The organism is Methylobacterium sp. AC690 (assembly GCF_979256535.1).
Genome location: NZ_CEEDOX010000009.1, coordinates 79781 through 98645, shown reverse-complemented (window position 1 = coordinate 98645; position 18865 = coordinate 79781). Strand labels below are relative to the sequence as shown.

The 18865-nt window shown below is 68.8% G+C and carries 14 protein-coding genes and 2 pseudogenes; 7 read left to right on the top strand and 9 right to left on the bottom strand.

Features of this window, described 5'->3' with window-relative positions:
* Positions 1 to 115: 115 nt before the first annotated feature.
* Positions 116 to 2503 carry a TonB-dependent siderophore receptor gene (locus AC0IY1_RS12335; protein WP_471769864.1) on the top strand — a complete coding sequence of 796 codons (2388 nt, stop codon included), beginning with the start codon at positions 116 to 118 and terminating at the stop codon, positions 2501 to 2503.
* A 247-nt stretch (positions 2504 to 2750) separates the two neighbouring features.
* Positions 2751 to 3893 (top strand): annotated as a pseudogene (locus tag AC0IY1_RS12330) (IS3 family transposase).
* Between the two features lie 99 nt (positions 3894 to 3992).
* Here AC0IY1_RS12330 and AC0IY1_RS12325 read toward each other — a convergent pair.
* The 8 genes and pseudogenes from AC0IY1_RS12325 to AC0IY1_RS12290 form a co-directional block, all read right to left on the bottom strand.
* Positions 3993 to 5015: an aldo/keto reductase gene (locus tag AC0IY1_RS12325; protein ID WP_471769862.1), complete on the bottom strand. Its 1023-nt coding sequence runs from the start codon at positions 5013 to 5015 to the stop codon at positions 3993 to 3995.
* A gap of 163 nt (positions 5016 to 5178) precedes the next feature.
* Positions 5179 to 5334: pseudogene (locus AC0IY1_RS12320) on the bottom strand (SDR family NAD(P)-dependent oxidoreductase); the annotation flags it as partial.
* Between the two features lie 71 nt (positions 5335 to 5405).
* Positions 5406 to 6833, bottom strand: coding sequence for an amidase (locus tag AC0IY1_RS12315; RefSeq protein ID WP_471769861.1), 1428 nt, complete (start codon positions 6831 to 6833; stop codon positions 5406 to 5408).
* Between the two features lie 7 nt (positions 6834 to 6840).
* Positions 6841 to 8442, bottom strand: a complete 1602-nt coding sequence (locus tag AC0IY1_RS12310; RefSeq protein WP_471769859.1) for an ABC transporter substrate-binding protein — start codon at positions 8440 to 8442, stop codon at positions 6841 to 6843.
* Positions 8443 to 8485: 43 nt separating this feature from the next.
* Entirely contained in the window at positions 8486 to 10024 is a 1539-nt protein-coding gene (locus AC0IY1_RS12305; protein WP_471769857.1) for an amidohydrolase family protein, read from the bottom strand.
* Between the two features lie 49 nt (positions 10025 to 10073).
* Positions 10074 to 10889, bottom strand: coding sequence for an ABC transporter ATP-binding protein (locus AC0IY1_RS12300; RefSeq protein WP_103710859.1), 816 nt, complete (start codon positions 10887 to 10889; stop codon positions 10074 to 10076).
* Positions 10886 to 11815, bottom strand: a complete 930-nt coding sequence (locus AC0IY1_RS12295; protein WP_471769856.1) for an ABC transporter permease — start codon at positions 11813 to 11815, stop codon at positions 10886 to 10888. The genes AC0IY1_RS12300 and AC0IY1_RS12295 overlap by 4 nt, the downstream gene beginning before the upstream one ends.
* 51 nt (positions 11816 to 11866) lie before the next feature.
* A complete protein-coding gene (locus AC0IY1_RS12290) occupies positions 11867 to 12922 on the bottom strand; it encodes an ABC transporter substrate-binding protein (RefSeq protein ID WP_471769854.1) in 1056 nt (351 codons plus the stop codon).
* 533 nt (positions 12923 to 13455) lie between these two features.
* Between AC0IY1_RS12290 and solA the strand changes: the two genes are divergently transcribed.
* From solA to AC0IY1_RS12265, 5 genes are all read left to right on the top strand, one after another.
* The gene (gene solA / locus AC0IY1_RS12285) at positions 13456 to 14625 is read left to right on the top strand and encodes an N-methyl-L-tryptophan oxidase (RefSeq protein WP_471769853.1); all 1170 of its coding nucleotides are present in this window, start codon (positions 13456 to 13458) and stop codon (positions 14623 to 14625) included.
* A gap of 131 nt (positions 14626 to 14756) precedes the next feature.
* Positions 14757 to 15587, top strand: coding sequence for a transporter substrate-binding domain-containing protein (locus tag AC0IY1_RS12280; protein ID WP_471769851.1), 831 nt, complete (start codon positions 14757 to 14759; stop codon positions 15585 to 15587).
* A gap of 40 nt (positions 15588 to 15627) precedes the next feature.
* Positions 15628 to 16374: an amino acid ABC transporter permease gene (locus AC0IY1_RS12275; protein WP_055958678.1), complete on the top strand. Its 747-nt coding sequence runs from the start codon at positions 15628 to 15630 to the stop codon at positions 16372 to 16374.
* On the top strand, positions 16371 to 17222 hold the full coding sequence (locus AC0IY1_RS12270; RefSeq protein WP_471769849.1) for an amino acid ABC transporter permease: 852 nt from the start codon (positions 16371 to 16373) through the stop codon (positions 17220 to 17222). Before AC0IY1_RS12275 ends, AC0IY1_RS12270 begins: the two co-directional genes overlap by 4 nt.
* A 29-nt stretch (positions 17223 to 17251) precedes the next feature.
* Entirely contained in the window at positions 17252 to 18004 is a 753-nt protein-coding gene (locus AC0IY1_RS12265; RefSeq protein ID WP_471769848.1) for an amino acid ABC transporter ATP-binding protein, read from the top strand.
* A 153-nt stretch (positions 18005 to 18157) separates the two neighbouring features.
* Here AC0IY1_RS12265 and AC0IY1_RS12260 read toward each other — a convergent pair whose 3' ends face one another.
* On the bottom strand, positions 18158 to 18859 hold the full coding sequence (locus tag AC0IY1_RS12260) for a helix-turn-helix transcriptional regulator (RefSeq protein WP_471769846.1): 702 nt from the start codon (positions 18857 to 18859) through the stop codon (positions 18158 to 18160).
* Positions 18860 to 18865 lie beyond the last annotated feature (6 nt).

Sequence of the window (18865 nt, the reverse complement as noted above, 5' to 3'; positions counted from 1 at the left end):
ACCTGCTTAGAATACCTCCAAAATTCGCGGAAGTGTTCGGCAAGTGCCGATTTGACGGATCTCGCTGATCCCGTCTGCTGCATGACGTCAAGATCGGCATCGGAAAGCATTCCCCATGATCCAGGTCGAACTCCGTCCCGCCTCCTCCAGGTCCGCGCGTCCCGGTCGCCGGATCGGCGCGGCAGGCGTTTCCGCCCTCGCGCTGGCGGCGACGGTGCCGGTCCTGGGGAGCGGCACGGCCCTGGCGCAGGGCACGGGCGGCACCGCCGCGGTCCAGCTCGACACCATCTCGGTGGCCGGTTCGGGGACCGGCATCCCGGCCGGCACCGCGAGCGCGTTGAAGGCGGCCACGTCCTACGTCGTCCCGACGTCGAGCACCGGCACCAAGACCGACACCCCCTTGCGCGAGGTGCCCCAGTCGATCTCGGTGGTCACGCAGAAGCAGATCGAGGATCGCGGGGTCCAGAACCTGGCCGACGCGCTGAGCTACAGCGCCGGCGTGGTCTCCTCGCCGCAGGGGCAGGACGGCCGGTTTGACCAGCTCATCATCCGGGGCTTCGACCAGACCCAGCGCGGCATCTACAAGGACGGCCTGCGCCTGCCCCAGACCAGCTTCTCGGGCTTCCCCATCGAGCCCTACGGCGTCGAGCGCATCGACGTCCTGCGTGGCCCGACCTCGGGCCTGTTCGGGCTCAACGATCCCGGCGGCCTCGTCAATTTCATCACCAAGAAGCCCCTTGCCGTACCGTATCGCGAGATCTTCGGGGGCTACGGCAGCTTCAACCGCAAGCAGTTCGGCTTCGACCTGAGCGGTCCGGTCAATCCCGAGAAGACGATCCTCTACCGCGTCACCGGCCTCCTGCGCGAGGGCGGCACGCAGGTGGATAATACGCCGCTGGACCGGATCTACATCGCCCCGGCGGTCACCTTCGCGCCCTCGGCCGATACGAGCCTGACGCTGCTCGGCAACTATCAGAAGGATCGCATTGGCGACACGTTCCGGTCCATTCCGCGCGACTACACCAACGGCAGCAATCCCTATCGGGCGCAGCTGCGCAGCCGCTTCCTCGGAGAGCCGAATTTCTCCAGCTTCCTCGCCGAGCACTTCGAGGGCGGGTACCAGTTCTCGCACCGGCTCGACGATTCCTGGACCGTGCGCCAGAACCTGCGCTACGCCCATGCCTCGACGGACTACAACACGGTCTACGCCAACGACGGCAGCTCGACGGCGCCCAACATCCTGGGGCGCTCGGCGCAGACCTGGCTGGAGGAATACGGCGTCTTCACCGTCGACACGCAGCTCCAGAACGATTCCCAGTTCGGCCGTATCAAGAACACCGCCCTGGTGGGCGTCGACTACAGCAAGGTCAGCAACAAGAGCAATCAGTTCGGCGGTCCGACCGCGGCGCTCCTCGGCGCCGGCCCCCTGGTCGGCCCCCTCGACATCCTGAACCCGGTCTACGGCACCGGCGTCGCCTCCCTGCCGCAGACGCGGCTCGCGCGCATCGACCAGGAGCAGGTCGGACTCTACGCCCAGGACCAGGTCAAGTTCGACGACCGCTGGGTGCTCAGCCTCAACGGCCGCTACGACTGGGTGACGACGAAGACGACCGCCGCCAACCCGCCGATCGACGCCGTGCGCCAGCAGCTCGACGCCTCCGGAATCTCCAACGCCATTCCCGCCGTCTTCGGCGCGAACCAGGATGCCCAGGCCTTCAGCGGCCGGGCCGGCCTGTCCTACCTCTTCGACAACGGCCTGACGCCCTACGTCTCGGCGGCGCGCTCCTTCAACGTGCTGCCGGTCTACGTCCAGCAGAGCACGACGCAGACCATTCCGGATGTCGGCGTGATCCCGACCTCCTACAACATCCTCCCGCCCAAGCCCGAGCGCGGCGAGACCCTCGAGGCCGGTGTGAAGTTCCAGCCGCCGGGGGCCGCGAGCTCGATCCTGTTCTCGGTGTTCGACACCAAGAAGACCAACGCACTGACCTTCGACCCCACCGATCCGCTGCAGCAGGCGTTCTATCAGGTTGGCGAGATCTCGGTGAAGGGCTTCGAGACCGAGGCCACCATGGACCTGCTCGACGGGTTCAAGCTGATTTCCTCGGCGACCGTCCTGAGCGCCGAGGTCACGAAGGACGAGCCTCCCGCCGGAGCCCTGAGCGCGGTCGGCCGACGCCCCATCCAGGTGCCGAACTTCACCGCCGCCACCTGGGCCGACTACACCGTACAGGAGGGCCCGTTCCGCGGCCTCGGCCTCGGCGCCGGCTTCCGCTACGTCGGCGCCAGCTTCGGCGACGTCCAGAACACCATCCGGGTGCCGGACTACTTCCTGGTCGATGCGGCGGTGCGATACCAGTACGAGAACTGGCGCTTCCAGGTGGCCGCCAACAACCTCCTCGACCGCGTCTTCGTTGGCACCTGCTCGCAGCTGATCGGCTTCGTCGGCTGCAACTACGGCGAAGGCCGCCGCGTCACCGGAACCGTGAGCTATCGGTGGTGACCCGTCGACGATCGTCGAGCGCGGCCCGTCCAATCCCGGGAACGTGCCACGGCCGCTCCTCCGTGATGCGTCGATGGCGCGCCGTCACTCGACACGGACGAGATCCGGAATTTGGACGGCGAGCGCGTATGCGGCCGGGAAACGGGGGATCAGCGTTTCCGCCGGGAGGCGGCCACAGAAGTGACCTGACCGGCTGGCTTTGGACCGGGCTGATTGAGAGGATCAGCCAGGATTGAAGGAGTTGGGCATGAAGCGAGGTCAGAAGACGGGTGCGGAGCAGGTTGTGCTGAAGCTGCGCCAGATTGAGGTGCAGACGGCCCAGGGCAAGAGTTTGGCGCTGGCTTGCAAGGAGGCCGAGATTTCCGAGCAAAGCGACTATCGCTGGCGCAAGGAGTACGGCGACCTGCAGATCGATCAGGCCCGTCGGATGAAGGATCTGGAGCGCGAGAACGCGCGATTGCGCCGGCTCGTGGCTGTCTTATCGTTGGAGGGTCAGGTGCTGGCGGACGTCGCCGCGGGAAACTTGTAGCCCCGGAGCGACGCCGGCAGGCAGTCGACGCGATCCAGGAGAGGTATGGCCTCTCGGAGCGCCACGCCTGCCGGATCGTCGGCCAGCACCGGGGCACGCAACGCTACGTGCCCACGGTACCGGCTGACGAGGATGCGCTGACCCGCGCCATCGTCGCCTTGGCGTCTTCGTCACGGACGCCAGGGCTACCGCCGCGTCACCGCGCTGCTGCAGGCAGTGGGTTGGCAGGTGGGGAAAGACCGGGTTCAGCGGATCTGGCGTCGTCAGGGGCTCAAGGTTCCGCAAAAGCATCGGCCGCGAAGCCGGCTGTGGTTGAACGATGGCTCCTGCGTGCGGCTGCGGCCGCTCCATCGCCATCACGTCTGGAGCTTCGACTTCGTGCAGGGTCAGACCCATGACGGGCGAAGCCTGCGTATCCTGACGCTGATCGACGAGCACAGTCGCGCCTGCCTGGCGCTCAAGGTCGCGAGGCGCATCAAGAGTCTGGGTGTGATCGAGGCGCTGGCCGATGCGATGTGCCTGCATGGCATGCCAGACAACATCCGCTGCGACAACGGCCCAGAGATGATCTCGAAGGCTTTGCGGAAATGGGTCGCCAAAACCGGCCCGCAGATCCAGTCCATTGTATCAGGATCGCCGTGGGAGAATGGCTATTGTGAGAGCTTCAACGGCAAGCTGAAGGACGAGTGCCTACGCCGAGAAATCTTTTACTCGCTCAAGGAGGTACAGACCGTGATCGGGATTTGGCAGAATACCCACAAGCGCGTTCGACCGCATCCGTCCTTGGACTACCGGCCGCCCGCGCCTGTCACCGTCCCGGACCTGACCTTCCGGCTACCCATGGCCGCCACCATGCAGTAGCCTCTCAATCAGCTCGGTCCAAAATACCGGTCAGGTTCGTCCCGCCTGCCAGGGTCGTCCCGCCTGTCGGGTTCGTCCAGCCTGCCAGGTTCGCGTCGGTCAGCCGCGCTCGTTCAACATCGGGAAGCCGCGCTGGTGCCAGACCGGATAGGCCGGGGGCACGTCGCTGGCCGCGTCGAGCCTGGCCACCTGTCCCGCCGAGAGGCTCCAACCCACCGCACCGATGTTCTCGATGAGCTGCTCCTCGTTGCGCGCCCCCACCACGATGCTGGACACCGTCGGGCGCTGGAGCAGCCAGTTCAGCGCGATCTGGGGCACGGTCTTGCCGGTCTCCGCGGCGACGCCGAGCAGCGCATCGACGATCCGGAACAGGCGCTCCGGCTCGTAGTGCGGTCCGGTCTCGGCGATGTCATGCGCCCGCGTGCCGGGCTTCGGCGGTTGATCGCGACGGATCTTGCCGGTCAGCTTGCCCCAGCCCAGGGGGCTCCAGATCACGGCGCCGACGCCCTGGTCGCGCCCGAGCGGCATCAGCTCCCACTCGTAGTCGCGGTTGAGCAGCGAGTAGTAGGCCTGGTGCGCCACGTGCCTCGGATAGCCGTATCGGTCCGCAACCGCGAGCGACTTCATCAGGTGCCAACCGGAGAAGTTCGAGGCGCCGATGTAGCGGACCTTGCCGGAGCGCACGATCCCGTCGAGCGTCGAGAGCGTCTCCTCCACCGGGGTGTTGTAGTCCTGCCCGTGCAGTTGCAGCAGGTCGATGTGCTCGACGCCCAACCGTTTGAGGGCCTTGTCCACCGCGTCGACGAGATGCTGGCGGGACGAGCCGAAGCCGTTGGGGTCGTCGCCCATCGGGAAGGTGGTCTTGGTCGAGATCAGCAGGCGGTCTCGCTTGCCCTTGATGGCGGCGCCCAGGATCTCCTCGGCCAGCCCCTCCGAATAGACGTCGGCGCTGTCGAACATCGTCACGCCGTGGTCGAGGCAGACGTCGACGAGGCGAGAGGCACCGCCCGCGTCGGTCGACCCCCATGCCTTGAAGAAGTCGTTCCCTCCGCCGAAGGTCGCGGTGCCGAAGCTCAGGGCGGGGACACGAAGGCCCGAATGTCCGAGGCGTCTGACGTCCATGGTCGTTCTCCGTTTCGAGGGGGTCGCTTCGCCGGCGATCGGCGACCCGACCCGGGGCTTCGCCGACCGAAGGCGGCATCCGCCCCGGCGGACCGGCGCATGTCCGGGGTGCGCGATGGGATCGGGCCTGGCGCGGTTGGCCGTTCGAGGCGGACAACCCACCGTCGACCGGCCGGTTCACGCCGGTGCCGAAACGCGCATCGTGGCTTGCCAGGACGGCGATGGCGTCGGCGAGTTCCTCGGGCCCGGCCCCGCGGCCCATCGGGATGCGGTCCGCGAACCGCGTGCCATGCGAGGCTGCGAGCGAACCGCGTGCCATGCGAGGCTTCGAGCGATCCGCAGCCCGCGACCGACGCCGCGTCGGCCCGGACGGCATCGTACGGCGTCGCATCAGGGCGGCGATCGAAGCGCGGGACCGTTGGTATCTGCCAGGGAGGGGCTGCGCAGGTGCCACGCGGTGGCTGTTTGATAGGCATGCCCGATCCGCAATGCCATGGCCTCTTCGTAACCACGGCACGTGATCTGGAGGGAGAGCGGCAGGCCCGCCCCGGTGAAACCGTCGGGCAAGGCCAAGGCACAGAGATCCAGCAGGTTACCGAACCGGGTGAAGCGCGAGGGCAGGTGCCCCTCGTCGACCTCAGCGAGGGGAATGGCCGCCGTCTCGGTGGTCGGCGTCAGCAGGGCGTCGAACCCCTCCATCGCGGCCAGGAACCGGCGCTGGAGATCGCGGCGCAGGGACTGGGTGGCGAGATAATCCTGCGCGGTCACGCTTGCCCCGGCCAGGATGCGGGCCCGGACGGCATCGCCGAGGGGAGCGTCCGGGTCCTCCGCAAGGCGGCCGTTGACGAAGTAGGCCTCGGCATTGGTCACCGCGCTGGCCTGGACGCTCGTGAGCTCGGCGAAGCGGAACGGCAGGGCAATCTCCACCACCTCGGCACCGAGCCGTTCGAACTGCGCGAGGGCCGCGTCGTAGGCGCTCAGGACCTCGGGCGAGACCCCCTCGCGTTCCACCCTCGGCATGTGGGCGAGACGCAGTCCGCGCACGCCGCGCGTCAGTCCGGGTAGCGGATCGACCGGGTCGATGCCGCGCGTTGCGGGATCGAGGATGTCGGGTCCCGCGATCGCGCGATAGAGGACCGCCACGTCGGCGACCGAGCGGCCCAGCGGCCCCGGCGTATCCAGGGTGGCGCTCAACGGGACGATCCCGTGGGTGCTGACGCGCCCGACCGTGACCTTGAGCCCGGTGAGCCCGCAGAACGAGGCGGGCAGGCGGACGGATCCGCCCGTGTCGGTGCCGATCCCCCAGGGTGCCATGCGGGCCGCCACGGAGACGCCGGTGCCGCTGCTCGATCCACCGGGGGTGCGGGCCACCGCGAGGTCCCAGGGGTTCCGGGGCGTGCCGAGATGCGGGTTGGTGCCCCACCCGCCATAGGCGAACTCCACGGTGTGCGTCTTGCCCAGCACGATCATTCCCTGCCCGATCAGCCGTTGGGCGATGGTGGCCGTGGTGCGCGCCCGCCGGGCCCGGTGCGCGGCCGATCCCCCCATGGTGATCCGGCCGGCGAGGTCGATCAGGTCCTTGAGCACCACCGGCACCCCGTGCAGGGGACCGACGGCGTGACCGGAGCGGATCGCCCGGTCGGCGCCCTCGGCGGCGAGGCGCGCATCGTCGGCATAGACCTCCGTGAAGGCCTGCAGCGTCGTCTCATGGACGGCGATCCGGGCGAGGTGCGCCGCGACGGCGTCCACCGGCGACAGGCGACGGGCGGCGATCGCCTCGGCGAGGGAGAGGGCGTCGAGATGGGTCGGGTCGGACATGGAACGCCTACTGGACGCTGACGAGGGACAGGTCGAGGAACCACGATTGGGCCGGGATGAAACCCTTCACCCGTGGCGACATCGCGCGCGGATTGCGGTCGTGCACGACGTAGAGCCAGGGCGGGTCGTCCACGAGGCGCTCGTGCGCGGTGCGGGTCGCCGCGGCGATCACCGCCGGGTCGGTCGAGTCCGACAGGCGCTGGAGCGCGGCGTCGAAGGTCTCATCCTTCCAGTTGGGGAAGTTGAAGCCGCCCGGCGGAAAGCGATCGGAGGAGAAGTAGCGGGCCATGACGCCCGCATCCGAGGTGGGCGAACTCACGTTGAGCGCCATGGCACCCGAGAGGCTCGCGGCATCCGGCAGGGCGCGGGTGGCGTTCAGGAGCACCTGCCATTCCACCACGTCGAAGCGCACCTCGACGCCGCAGGACTGCTTCAGGTTCTCCTGCAGGAATTCGTTCATCGGCAGCGGCAGCATCTGGCCCGAGCCCGAGGTCGAGATCATCACCGGGAAGGCCAAGGGCTTCCGGGGTCCGTACCCGGCCTCGGCCAGGAGGGCCCGGCCCCGCTCCGGGTCGAAGCCGTAATGGTTCTGCGGCGCGCCGAAGCTCGGATCGTCGGCCTTCAGCCAACCGACCGCCGGCTCGGCCGTCCCGTTGAGGAAGCCGACGATCGCGTCGCGGTCCACGCAGTAGTTCAGCGCCTGCCGGATCCGCACATCGCGGAACGGGCTGTCCTTGGCGCCGATGTTGTAGAACCACGGCCAGACATGCGGGTAGGAGCCCGTGGTGACGGTGAAGCCCGCCGCCTTCAGCGTGGGAATCCCGTCGGCGGCCGGGACCTCGATCCAGTCGACCTGTCCCGAGCGCAGGGCGGCGATCCGGGCATTCGCCTCCGGGATCGGCATCAGCCGGATCCGGTCGACCTTCGCCCGGCGCGTGGCGTCCCAGTAGCTGTCGAACCGCGCCAGATCGACGGCCTCGCGCGGACTGACCCGCGTGATCCGGAACGGTCCCGTCCCGGCGGCCGGCAGCATCGCGGTCCCGGCCCAGGTGCGCCCGCCCTTCTCGAACGAGGACGGCGCGGTGAACAGCAGGTAGACCATCATGTAGGGGAAGTACGAGGCCGCGACGGTCGTCGTGACCGCGACCGTGCGCTCATCGAGCTTGCGATAGCCGGCGATGATCGGCACACGCGTCTTCGTGATGCCGGCGGCGGCCACCTCGTATTGCGGGCTGTCGGCCTTGAAGTAGCGGTCGAGATTCCACAGCACGGCATCGGCGGTGAAGGGCGTGCCGTCGTGGAACGCGACGCCGTCGCGCAGATGGAACAGCCAGGTCCGCTTGTCCTCGGGCATTTGCTCCCAGCGCTCGGCCAATCCGGGCTTGAGGGTCGCGGGCCGGTCGCTGCGCGTGAGGTCCCACTGCACCAGCGGCTCGAAGACCGGATAGCCGAGGAAACGCAGGCCTTCGAAGCCGTTGTTCGGCATCCCCGTGGTGGTTGGGATGTCGGTCGCCGTCATGGCGATACGCAACGCGCTCTCGGCCTGCGCAGCGGACGTGCAGGCCCCGATCCCCGCGGCGATGAGCGCCGCCCGCTTTCGACCCATCATCGTGTCGGACCTCGTGTTTCCGTGGCGGAGCGTGGGCAGACCATCAGGTGCGCGAGGACGGCGCGTAGAAGGGCTGGCGCGGGGCGTCAGGCAGGTAGCCGTCGTAGAAGGCCTTGACGTGGGGCGTGACGGCGAGCCCGAGCTCCCGCCGGGCGACCTCTTCCGGGGTCCGCGGCCGGCCGAGGGTTTCGGCGATCTCGGCGAGCACGGCATCGCGGTCGACCCGGGTGAAGCGGCCGTCGGCGTAGACGATCTGCCCGTCGACGAAGACCGCATCGACGGCTCCCGTCTTGGCGCGCTGCATCAGCGCGTCGAGGATCGGGATGTCGGTGTCCTGGTAGGGATAGGTCGCCTTGTCGTAGTCGATCAGCACCGCGTCGAAGAAGCGGCCCGGATCGAGCCGGCCGATGCTCTGGCCGAAGGCGGTGGTCTTGGCGCCGTGCTCGGTCGCCATCCGCAGGACCTGCGGGCACGTGGGCACGTCGTCGTCCATGCCGGGGGTGCGGTGCGCGCGCAGGACGAGGCGCAGCTCCTGGAGCATATCCCGGTCCTCGTTGATGCCCGCCTCGTCGAGGCCCATCCCGACGGTCATGCCCTTGGCCTCGTAGAGGTTGAGGGGCGCCACGCCGGAGCGCAGGCGGAAGTTCGACGAGCAGTTGTGGCAGATGCAGGTGCCGGTCTCGGCGGCGATGTCGGCATCCTCCGCCGTCAGCCAGACGCCGTGCCCGAGGGTCAGGTGCGGCCCGAGCACGCCGAGGTCGTGCAGGTGCCGCACGGCGGTCTTGCCGGTCCGGCGCCGGGCATATTCCTTCTGATAGACGGTCTCGAGAAGGTGCATGTGCATGGGCACGCCGTGCTTGCGCGCGGTGGCATCGAGGGTCTGCAGCGCCTCGTCGCTGCACCAGTGCAGGTTGGCCGGAGCCAGCTGGATCCGGGTGAGGCGCTCGCCCTCGTTCTCCGCCTTCAGGGTCTCGAACAGGGTCATGAAATCCGCGAAGGGCATCGACTGCGCCTTGAGATGCGCCATCAGCTGCCCGGCGACGGGCTGGGGCAGGCGTTCGCAGAAGGCTTCGTCGGCCTCGTAGACGAGGCGGTTCTGCTCGCGCACGGCGTAGCAGTAGGAGGCGCGCATCCCGATCTTGCGATAGGCGCCGAGCACCTGCGAGGCCGCGCCGTGGACCTGCTCGTAGCCGCCCGCCATCCAGCCGTGGATGTGCTGCACGGTGGTGACGCCGGAGGCGAGCATCTCGAAGGCGGAATAAAGGGTGTCGAGTTCGTGGTCGACCCGCTTGGCGGCGATGCGGGTGGCGAACCAGAGTTCCAGGGCGTGGTCGGGCGAGCCGAGTTGCAGGGGGGTGAGCCCGACATGGTGATGGCTGTTGACGAAGCCCGGCAGCATCACGTGGCGCGGGTAACGATGCACGGTCGCGTCCGGTGCCGTGGCGCGCAAGGCCGCCGGATCGCCGACCGCGACGAGGACGCCGTCGCGCACCAGCACGGCGGCGTTGTCGTGGACGATCGGGGTATGCCGGTCCTGCACGCCCGTGATGATGGTGCGGGCCTCGACGATGATCTCGGTCATGCTGATCCTTCAGGCGGTTGAGAACGATGGCGGCGGACGAGGACGGCGCTCAGCGCGCCTCCTGCTCCGCGAAGGCCCGGTCGACCTCGTCGGCGAGGAGTTCGCCGAAGCGGTCGCGCAGGTCGTGGAAGCGCGGGTCGCGGGGATTGCGCGGGCGGGGCAGATCCACCGGTACGATGGTCTTCACCCGGCCGGGACGGGCGGTGAACACCACGACCCGATCGGCCAGCGCGACCGCCTCGTCGATGGAATGCGTGACGAGGACGATCGAGGCACCGCTGTCGCGCCAGATCTGCAGCAGGAAATCCTGCATCTTGGCGCGGGTCTGGACGTCGAGGGCCGCGAAGGGCTCGTCCATCATGAGGACCTTCGGGCGCATGGCGAGGGCCCGGGCGCAGGCGGCGCGCTGGCGCATGCCCCCGGAGAGCTCGTCCGGCTTCTTGTCCATCATGTCGGCGAGGCCGACCCGCCGCAGCATCTCGGCGGCAATCTCCCGGCGCTTCAGCTTCTGGACCGCGCCGATGGAGAGGCCGAAGGCGACGTTGTCGAGGATCGTCAGCCAGGGGAACAGCGAGGCGTCCTGGAAGATCAGGCCGCGCTCGGCCGACGGCCCCGTGATCGGCAGGCCGTCAGCTTCCATCGTGCCGGCGCTCGCCGGCTCCAGCCCGGCGATCATGTAGAGCAGCGTCGACTTTCCGCAGCCGGAGGGGCCGAGGAAGACCACGAACTCGCCGGGGGCGATGTCGAGGTCGACGTCGCGCAGGGCCTGGACGGGGCCGCGTCCGGCCGGCGTCCAGGTCTTGCCGACACCCGACAGGTGCACGGCCGGGCGGCGGAGCGAGGGGGTCGGGACCGGAGCGTTCATCGACCGCCTCCCTGGGGTGCGATCCACCACAGCATCCGGGCCTGGATCTGGCGCAGGGCCCAGTCGAAGCTGAAGCCGAGCAGGCCGATGATCGCCATGGTGAAGAAACTGAGGCGGGCGTTGAAGGTCGAGCGGGCGAGCGAGACGATCTGCCCGAGGCCGCTGCCGACGCCCACCGCCTCCGCGATCAGCACCACCATCCAGGCGGCGAACAGGTTGAGGCGCAGGGTCATGAACAGCCCCGGCAGGATCGCCGGCAGCACCACGCGGAAGAAGGTCTGGCGGGTATCCGCCCCCATGATGCGGGCGACGTTGAGGTAGGTGACCGGCACCGCTGCGATCTGGGTGCTCGTCGTCAGCGCGATGGCGAAGAACAGCGTGATGAAGACGAGGAAGATCGCCGGCACGTCGCCGATTCCGAAGACGAAGATCGCCACCGGCAGCCAGGCCACCGGCGAGATCGGCGCCAGCAGGAGCACCGTGGGCAGGACGAGGTTGCGGAACAGCCGGACATAGTGGAGCAGCGCGCCCACCAGGACGCCGCCGACGAAGCCGAGGACGAGCCCGACCGTGACCCGCATGGTCGTCCACCCGATGGTGGCGAGGAGCGGCGTCACACCCCCGCCCTCGCTGCGGCTGCCGATCCGGTTGGACCGGTCGAAATACTTCAGGGTCGCGGGCAGGTCGGCGAGGAACAGGTGCGGGGGCGGCAGGAGCAGCGGGTTCAGGAACCCCAGGGCCCAGAGGGCCTCCCACAGGCCGGCGAACAGGCCGAGCGAGGCCAGGCTCCAGCCGAGGGTCGCCAGACCCGCGCGCAGGCGCGGGTATCGCCGGGGAGCGAGGGGCCGCCCCTGTCCCGGAGCCGCCTGCGCGGATTGTGCGGAAACCGGCGCCACTGCGCCGAGGGGAACGTCCGTCGCGGCCATGAGGCTGCCTTTCGGAAGATCGGGAATCGGGTCCGGGAGACGCGGGGTCCGTCAGGCCGATTTCAGCTTCAGCCCGTCATAGAGCGGCCGGTTCTCGGCGATGACCTGCTCCATCAGGCTCCAGTCGAAGGCATCGGGTCCGGGCGCCTTCTTGACGTAGCCCATCTCCTTCATCGACTGCCCGCGGGCGATGATGAAGTCGGTCTGATTGCGCTGATCCGTGCAGACGGGTTGCTTGGCGGAGGCGTCGACCGCGGCTTCCATGGTGGTCTTGTAGTAGTTGCCGACGGTGTCCTTCAGCGCCGCGGCGCGATCGGATTCGATCTGCGACTGCGCGGTGAACAGGGCCTTGATCACCGCCCGTACGGTGGCGGGGCTCTTCTCGATCAGCGGCGTCCGCGCCGCGAGGACGCAATCGGAATAGCCGGCGCCGTAGACATCGGTTCCGTCCGAGAGGAGCGTGGCGCCCTTGCGCGACTGCAGGCACTGCGTGGCGTAGGGCTCGATATGGCAGATCGCATCGACCGCGCCGGCGATGAAGGCCTGGGCCAGCTCCGGTGAGGTATCGAGGTAGCGTACGTCGAGGTCCTGGAAGGTCAGTCCGGCCTTCTTGAGGTAGTCGAACGGCAGGACCTCGAGGGTGTCGGCCTGGAAGGTGCCCAGGGTCTTGCCCCTCAGGTCGGCCGCGGACCGGATGCCTTCGCGCGCCACGATCATGCAGCCCTGGACACCGCCGCCGGCGACGATCTTCACCGGGGCACCGGCGTCGTACAGGGTCATGAAGTTCGAGTAGGGGATCATCGACATGTCGACGAGCCCGGCACCGAACATGGTCGTGATCTCGGCGTTCGAGGGCGTCACCACGAAATCCAGGCTGACCCCGTCGCCCTCGGTCAGTTTGCGCTCATGGGCGAGGAACATGCCGAGGTTGCAGAAGCCGGACCCGTGGGTCGCCTTGACGGTGGTCATCGCGCCCGCCGCGGCGGCCGGTGCGACCAGGGCCGCGAGATGGGCCGGCAGCGCGATGGCCGCGCCGGCCGATCCCGCTGCGCGGAGCAGGCCACGCCGGGAGAAGCGTTGAAAGAACAGACCGTCACGTTCGCACATGATGCTCTCCGATCCCGCAGAGGGCGATGACACCGCGACCGTTCGGTCTGCCGGACGCAGGGCTGCATCGAGGAGGGCATGATGCAGTCGGACCGGGCAGCACCGTCCAGGACGGGCATCGTCGGATGGGCACGCCAACCCATGAGAGCCGGTGGCTCTGCGCTGCGCGCCACCTCATGCAAGGCACGCGCCAAGCCGCCTATGCAGGCCGTTCACCGTCCTATCCGTTCGCGCCATGGAAGATCAATCACGAGAAAAATCAATCCAGAAGGCGCTCAGAGGCGCGTATCAGGCAAGCATTCGCGTTTTGAATCTGATTCATATTGGACGACATCGCCCTCTTGTACGGTCGCTTACGGGTGCCGGCGATCGATTCAGCGATCGCAGCGGGGTCCGGCGACGGAGCGAGCCGGCGACGGCGCCGTCCCATCGGCAGGCCGGGCTTGGCATCCCGCCCGGCGCATTGCCTCGCCATCGATTTTTCCGCAAGCGAACGGCATTCTCCGCGAGGGCGGACCGGAGCGCATCCACCGATGGAAGACCGTTTTGAGATTGCCGTCGTCGGCCTCGGCGCCATGGGCAGCGCGGCCCTCTACCAGTTGGGCTTGCGCGGGGCGAAGGCGGTCGGCCTCGATCGCTTCGCCCCGCCGCATAGCTCGGGGTCGAGCCACGGTGAGAGCCGCATCACTCGGCAGGCCGTCGGCGAGGGCCGCGATTACGTCCCCTTCGTCCTGGCCTCGCACCGGATCTGGCGGAGCCTGGAAGCAGAGACCGGCGAAACGCTGCTGACGGCCTGCGGCGCGCTCGTGATGGGGCCGGGCAGCGGTGTTTCCTCGCATCACGGGAAGCCGGATTTCGTCGGGCGCTCGATCGATGCCGCGCGGGCTTTCGCGATCCCGCACGAGGTTCTCGACGGGCGCGAGGTGGCGCGCCGCTTCCCCCAGTTCCGCCATCTCGGCGGCGACGAGAAGGCCTATTACGAGCCCGGCGGCGGCTACGTCCGGCCCGAGCGCTGCATCGCCGCGCAGCTCCACCGAGCCGGCGCGCTCGGGGCCGAGATCCGCACCGGGACGACGGTGCGATCGATCCGCCAGGAGCCGGGCGGGGTCCGCATCGAGACCGATCGCGGCCTCGTCCAGGCCGATCAGGTGGTGGTCGCCGCCGGAGCCTGGACCGCGCCCCTGCTCGGCGCGCCCTTCACGGACCTGCTCACCGTCAACCGCCAGCTGCTGCACTGGTACGCCCTCGACGACGCCTCGGCCTACGGGCCCGATGCGCCGGTCTTCATCTGGATGCACGGTTCCGGCGACACAGACTACCTCTACGGCTTCCCGCCCCTGCCGGGCGAGGCCGAGGTGAAGGTCGCCACCGAGCAGTACGCGACATCGACGCAGGCCGAGTCCCTCGACCGCGTCGTGAGCCCCGCGGAATCCGCCGCGATGCACCGACACCACGTGGCGGGCCGGCTCGCCGGCGCATCGGCGCGGGTGACCCGGGCCGCCGCCTGCCTCTACACCGTGACGCCCGACCGGGGCTTCATCATCGATCGCCACCCGCGGATGGACCGGGTCCTCGTCGTGTCGGCCTGCTCCGGGCACGGCTTCAAGCACTCGGCCGGAATCGGCGAGGCCGTGGCCGAGGAGATGCTGCGGGGCGGCGGGCGCATCGCTCTCGCACCCTATGCGCTCGCGCGGTTCGGCTGATCCCCACAGCCATGGCCTGTCGATTGCTTGACCCGATCGGACCCGTAAGGGCAGTCTCCCCGAAGAGCGCGCGTCGAGCCCCGGTCTCGTCTCCGGTCGAGCCGGATGTGCTCAGCAGAAGGTATCCTTCCATGCGCAAGCCGACTTCGACGTTTCTCGGCTCTGGTCTGCTCGCGGCGGCCACCGTGCTGTCGGCGTCCCTGGCGACGGCGGCGGATGGGATCGAGGCGATCAAGCAGCGCGGGACCCTCATCGTCGGCGTGAAGGCGGATTACCGGCCCTTCGGCTTCCGCGATCCCAGCGGGGCGATCATCGGGCTCGAGCCGGACCTGGCCGCCGACGTCGCCAAGCGCCTCGGCGTGAAGCTCGAGCTCGTGCCGGTGGTCTCCTCCAACCGGATCGAGTTCCTGCAGCAGGGCAAGGTCGACCTCCTCATCGCCACGCTCTCAGACAAGCCGGAGCGCCGCCGCGTGGTGCAGGCCATCGACCCGCAATACTATTCCGACTTCGTCAACGTGATGCTGCCGAAGAAAGCCGGCATCACGGACTGGGCGCAGCTGAAGGGCAAGCCCCTCTGCGCCACCTCGGGCGCCTGGTACAACAAGGACGTGGCCCGGACCTACGGTGCGGAGATCGTCGCCTTCGACGGCTCCGAGAAGCCGCTCTTCGCGCTCAAGCAGGGCAATTGTCTCGGCTACGTCTACGACCAGAGCATGCTTCAGGGGAAACTCCTCGACGCCGACTGGAAGGCGGATTACGGGCTGCCGCTGAAGGGCATCCTCGACGCCCCCTGGATGATGGCGGTGGCGCTCGGCAACGGCGCGCTGCAGGGCCTCCTGGAGACGACGACCAAGGAGTGGATGAAGTCCGGCTTCATCGTCGCGGAGGAGAAGAAGTGGGGCATCGAGCCGACGGAATACTCAAAGGCGATGCACGAAAAGTACAAGAACGCGACCAACTGAACCGCGCCGGGCCGAACGACCGGCCATCTCGAGGAGCACGATGGACGCCGTTCCGAACTGGTTCCGGGGCCTCTACGAGACCACGGGCTACAACTTCACGGTCTTCTACGACCCCTATGACTGGGACCGCTACGTCAACGGCTTGAAGACCACCCTGCTGCTCGCGGTGACGACGATCCTGGCGAGCCTCGTCATCGGCGCCGTGGGAGCGCTTCTGCAGGGCGGCCCCTCCCGGTTCCTGCGCGGCCTCGTCAACGGCTTCGTCGTCGTGTTCCGGAATACGCCGCCGCTGGTGCAGATCTTCTTCTTCTACTTCGGGCTCGGCACCCTGCTGCCGGCCACCCAGACCGCCGACGGCCTGCGGGTGCCGCTCCTCGACAACGTGCAATGGGCCATCGTCGCGCTGGCCCTGTTCGCCGGGGCCTTCAACGTCGAGATCTTCCGCTCGGGCATCGAGGCGGTGCCGCGCACCACCGTCGAGGCGGCCGAGTCCCTCGGCTACACCCGGCTCAAGGCCTACCTCTACGTCGTGCTGCCGCTCGCCCTCCGGGTCTGCCTGCCGGCCCTCAACAACAACCTGATCAATCTCCTGAAGACCACCACCCTGGCCTACGCCATCGCGGTGCCGGAGACGCTCTACGCGGTGAAGCAGATCTGGTCGGAATCGCAGAACGTGCTGGAGATGATGATCGTCCTGCTGGCGACCTACGCCGTCCTCGTCGGCGTCCTGGTCTGGCTGATGCACCGCTGGGAGCGGGCCCTGCGAATCCCGGGTTACAGCCGGTGAGGCCACGGCCGTCGACGGCGGGCGACCTGCCGGTCCTGCTACCGTTCCGGGTCTCGCGCACCCGGGCCCGGTTCACCCTCAGCCCGGTGCGGGCCTGGCTCCTCGGAGCGTGGCTCGCCGGCCTCGTCCTCGTGATGCCGGCCCTCGCCCAGGGGCCCGACGCAGTGCTGTCGCCGCTCCAGGTGATCCTGCGCTGGGCACCGCTGCTGCTCACGGGCTTTGCCTTCAACGTCGCGATCTCGCTCGTGGCGATGCTCCTCGGGACGGGGGCGGGCGTCGGGCTGGGCCTCGCCCTGGTCAGCGAGGGGCCGATCCTGCGCCGCGTCGCCTGGGGCCTGACGCAGTTCTTCCGCAACGTGCCCTGGCTGGTGCTGCTGTTCTTCGTGATGTTTCTCGTGCCGTTCCAGGTCACGGTGTTCGGGTTGCGCGTGCCGCTGCCCGACTGGATCAAGGCGACGGTCGGATTCGCGCTGCCGGTGATGGCCAACGTCGCCGAGATCGTGCGCGGCGCCGTGCGCTCCGTTCCGGCCACCCAGTGGGAAGCGGCCGAATCCCTGGCCTTCACCCGGCGCCAGACGCTGTTCCGCATCATCCTGCCGCAATGCCTCAAGCGGATGTTGCCCCCCTGGATGAACGTCTACGCCTTGATCGCCATGGCCACCGTCCAGGCCTCCATCGTGGGCGTCACCGAGATGCTGACGCTGACGGCGCAGGTCCACGCGGCGGAAGGGGGCAGGCCCGAACTGTTCGCGCCGCTCTACGGCTTCGCCCTGCTGTGCTTCTTCCTCTACTGCTACCCGATCGACCGGCTGACCGCGCGCCTGGAGCGGCGGTTCGAGACGGCGTGAGGCCTCCCTTGTCCGATGGTGCGTCCCCGATGTCGCGTGTCCCGCCCGCCGACCGCCCGATCGTGCAGGTGCTCGACGTGCACAAGGCCTTCGGCGAGGCCGAGGTCCTCAAGGGCATCAGCTTCGACGTGCGCCGGGGCGAGGTCGTCTGCATCATCGGGCCGTCGGGCTCGGGCAAGTCGACGCTGATCCGCTGCATCAACGCCCTCGTCCCGGTCACCTCCGGCACCATCCGGGTCGACGGCATCGAGGTGGTCGATCCGAAGCTCGACAAGCTGGCCCTGCGGCGCAAGGTCGGCATGGTGTTCCAGCAGTACAACCTGTTTCCACACAAGACGGCGCTGCAGAACGTGATGATGGCGCCCATCCACGTGCTCGGCCAGGACAAGCGGGAGGTCGAGGTCCGGGCGCGCGCGCTCCTCGCCAAGGTGCGGCTCGCGGGCAAGGAGGCGGCCTATCCCGGCGAGATGTCGGGCGGGCAGCAGCAGCGGGTCGCCATCGCCCGATCGCTGGCGATGCGGCCGGAGGTGATGCTGTTCGACGAGGTCACCGCCGCGCTCGATCCCGAGACGGTCAAGGAGGTGCTGGTCACCATCCGCGAACTGGCCGAGGAGGGCATGACCTGCCTCCTCGTCACCCACGAGATGAACTTCGCCCGCGAGGTCGCCGACCACGTCTACTTCACCGATCGCGGCGTCATCGTCGAGCACGGTCCCCCCGAGACCCTGTTTGCGTCCGCCGTCGATCCGCGCACCCGACGTTTTCTGTCCCAGGTTCTTTGAGGCGCTCGCCCGGCGCCGTCGGACAAGCTCGGGGCATCGCCTCCGTGCCTGCTGGGAACGCGACCGACGGCTCGCGGCCCCACTCCGTCGGGGCACGCGACCCGCGCCGTGTCCGGAACCGGTGGCTCGACCGGCGACGGTTCCGGCAGCCGATCAAGGGAGGCGAACGCCGCGCTCGGCCTCGAACTGGCGCTTCCAGTCCCGCCGCAGATCGCCGGGTCGTCGCTCGAAGCGCTCGTCCAGGAGGGCCGAAGCCTCGATGCGGTCGGTGCGGAAGTGGCGGAAGGCCTGCCGCCATTCACACCATGCCGCGAGCAGCCGGACGGTTTCGGCGTAGCCGACCATCACCGGCCAGACGACGCGCTCGCTCGCACGGCCAGCTTCGTCACGATAGCTGATGCGCAGCTTGCACCCAGTGCGGATCGCGGCGCGCAGCCGCGCCATGTCGAGGCCATCGGCGGATGCGGGCCGCGTGGGGCCGGCACTGACGCCCGGGTCAGCGATGAACGGGCGCAGGTGATCGGGGACGACCTCGGAAATCTTGGCGAGCAGGTTGCGTGCTGCGCTCGCCAGCCCTGGATCGCCCCGCTTGGCGACCCACTGCGCACCGATCACCGCCGCTTCCAGTTCGTCGGCGCTGAGCATCAGCGGCGGCATGTCGTACGCGCGGTCGAGGACGTAGCCGACCCCAGCCTCGCCACGGATCGGCACGCGCTGCGCGATCAGGTCCGCGACGTCGCGGTAGACCGTGCGGACGGTCACTTCGAGTTCGCCCGCCAGCACCGCGGCCGTGATCGGACGCGCCGAGCGGCGCAGGATCTGGATGATCTGGAACAGGCGGTCGGCGCGGCGCATCGGCTC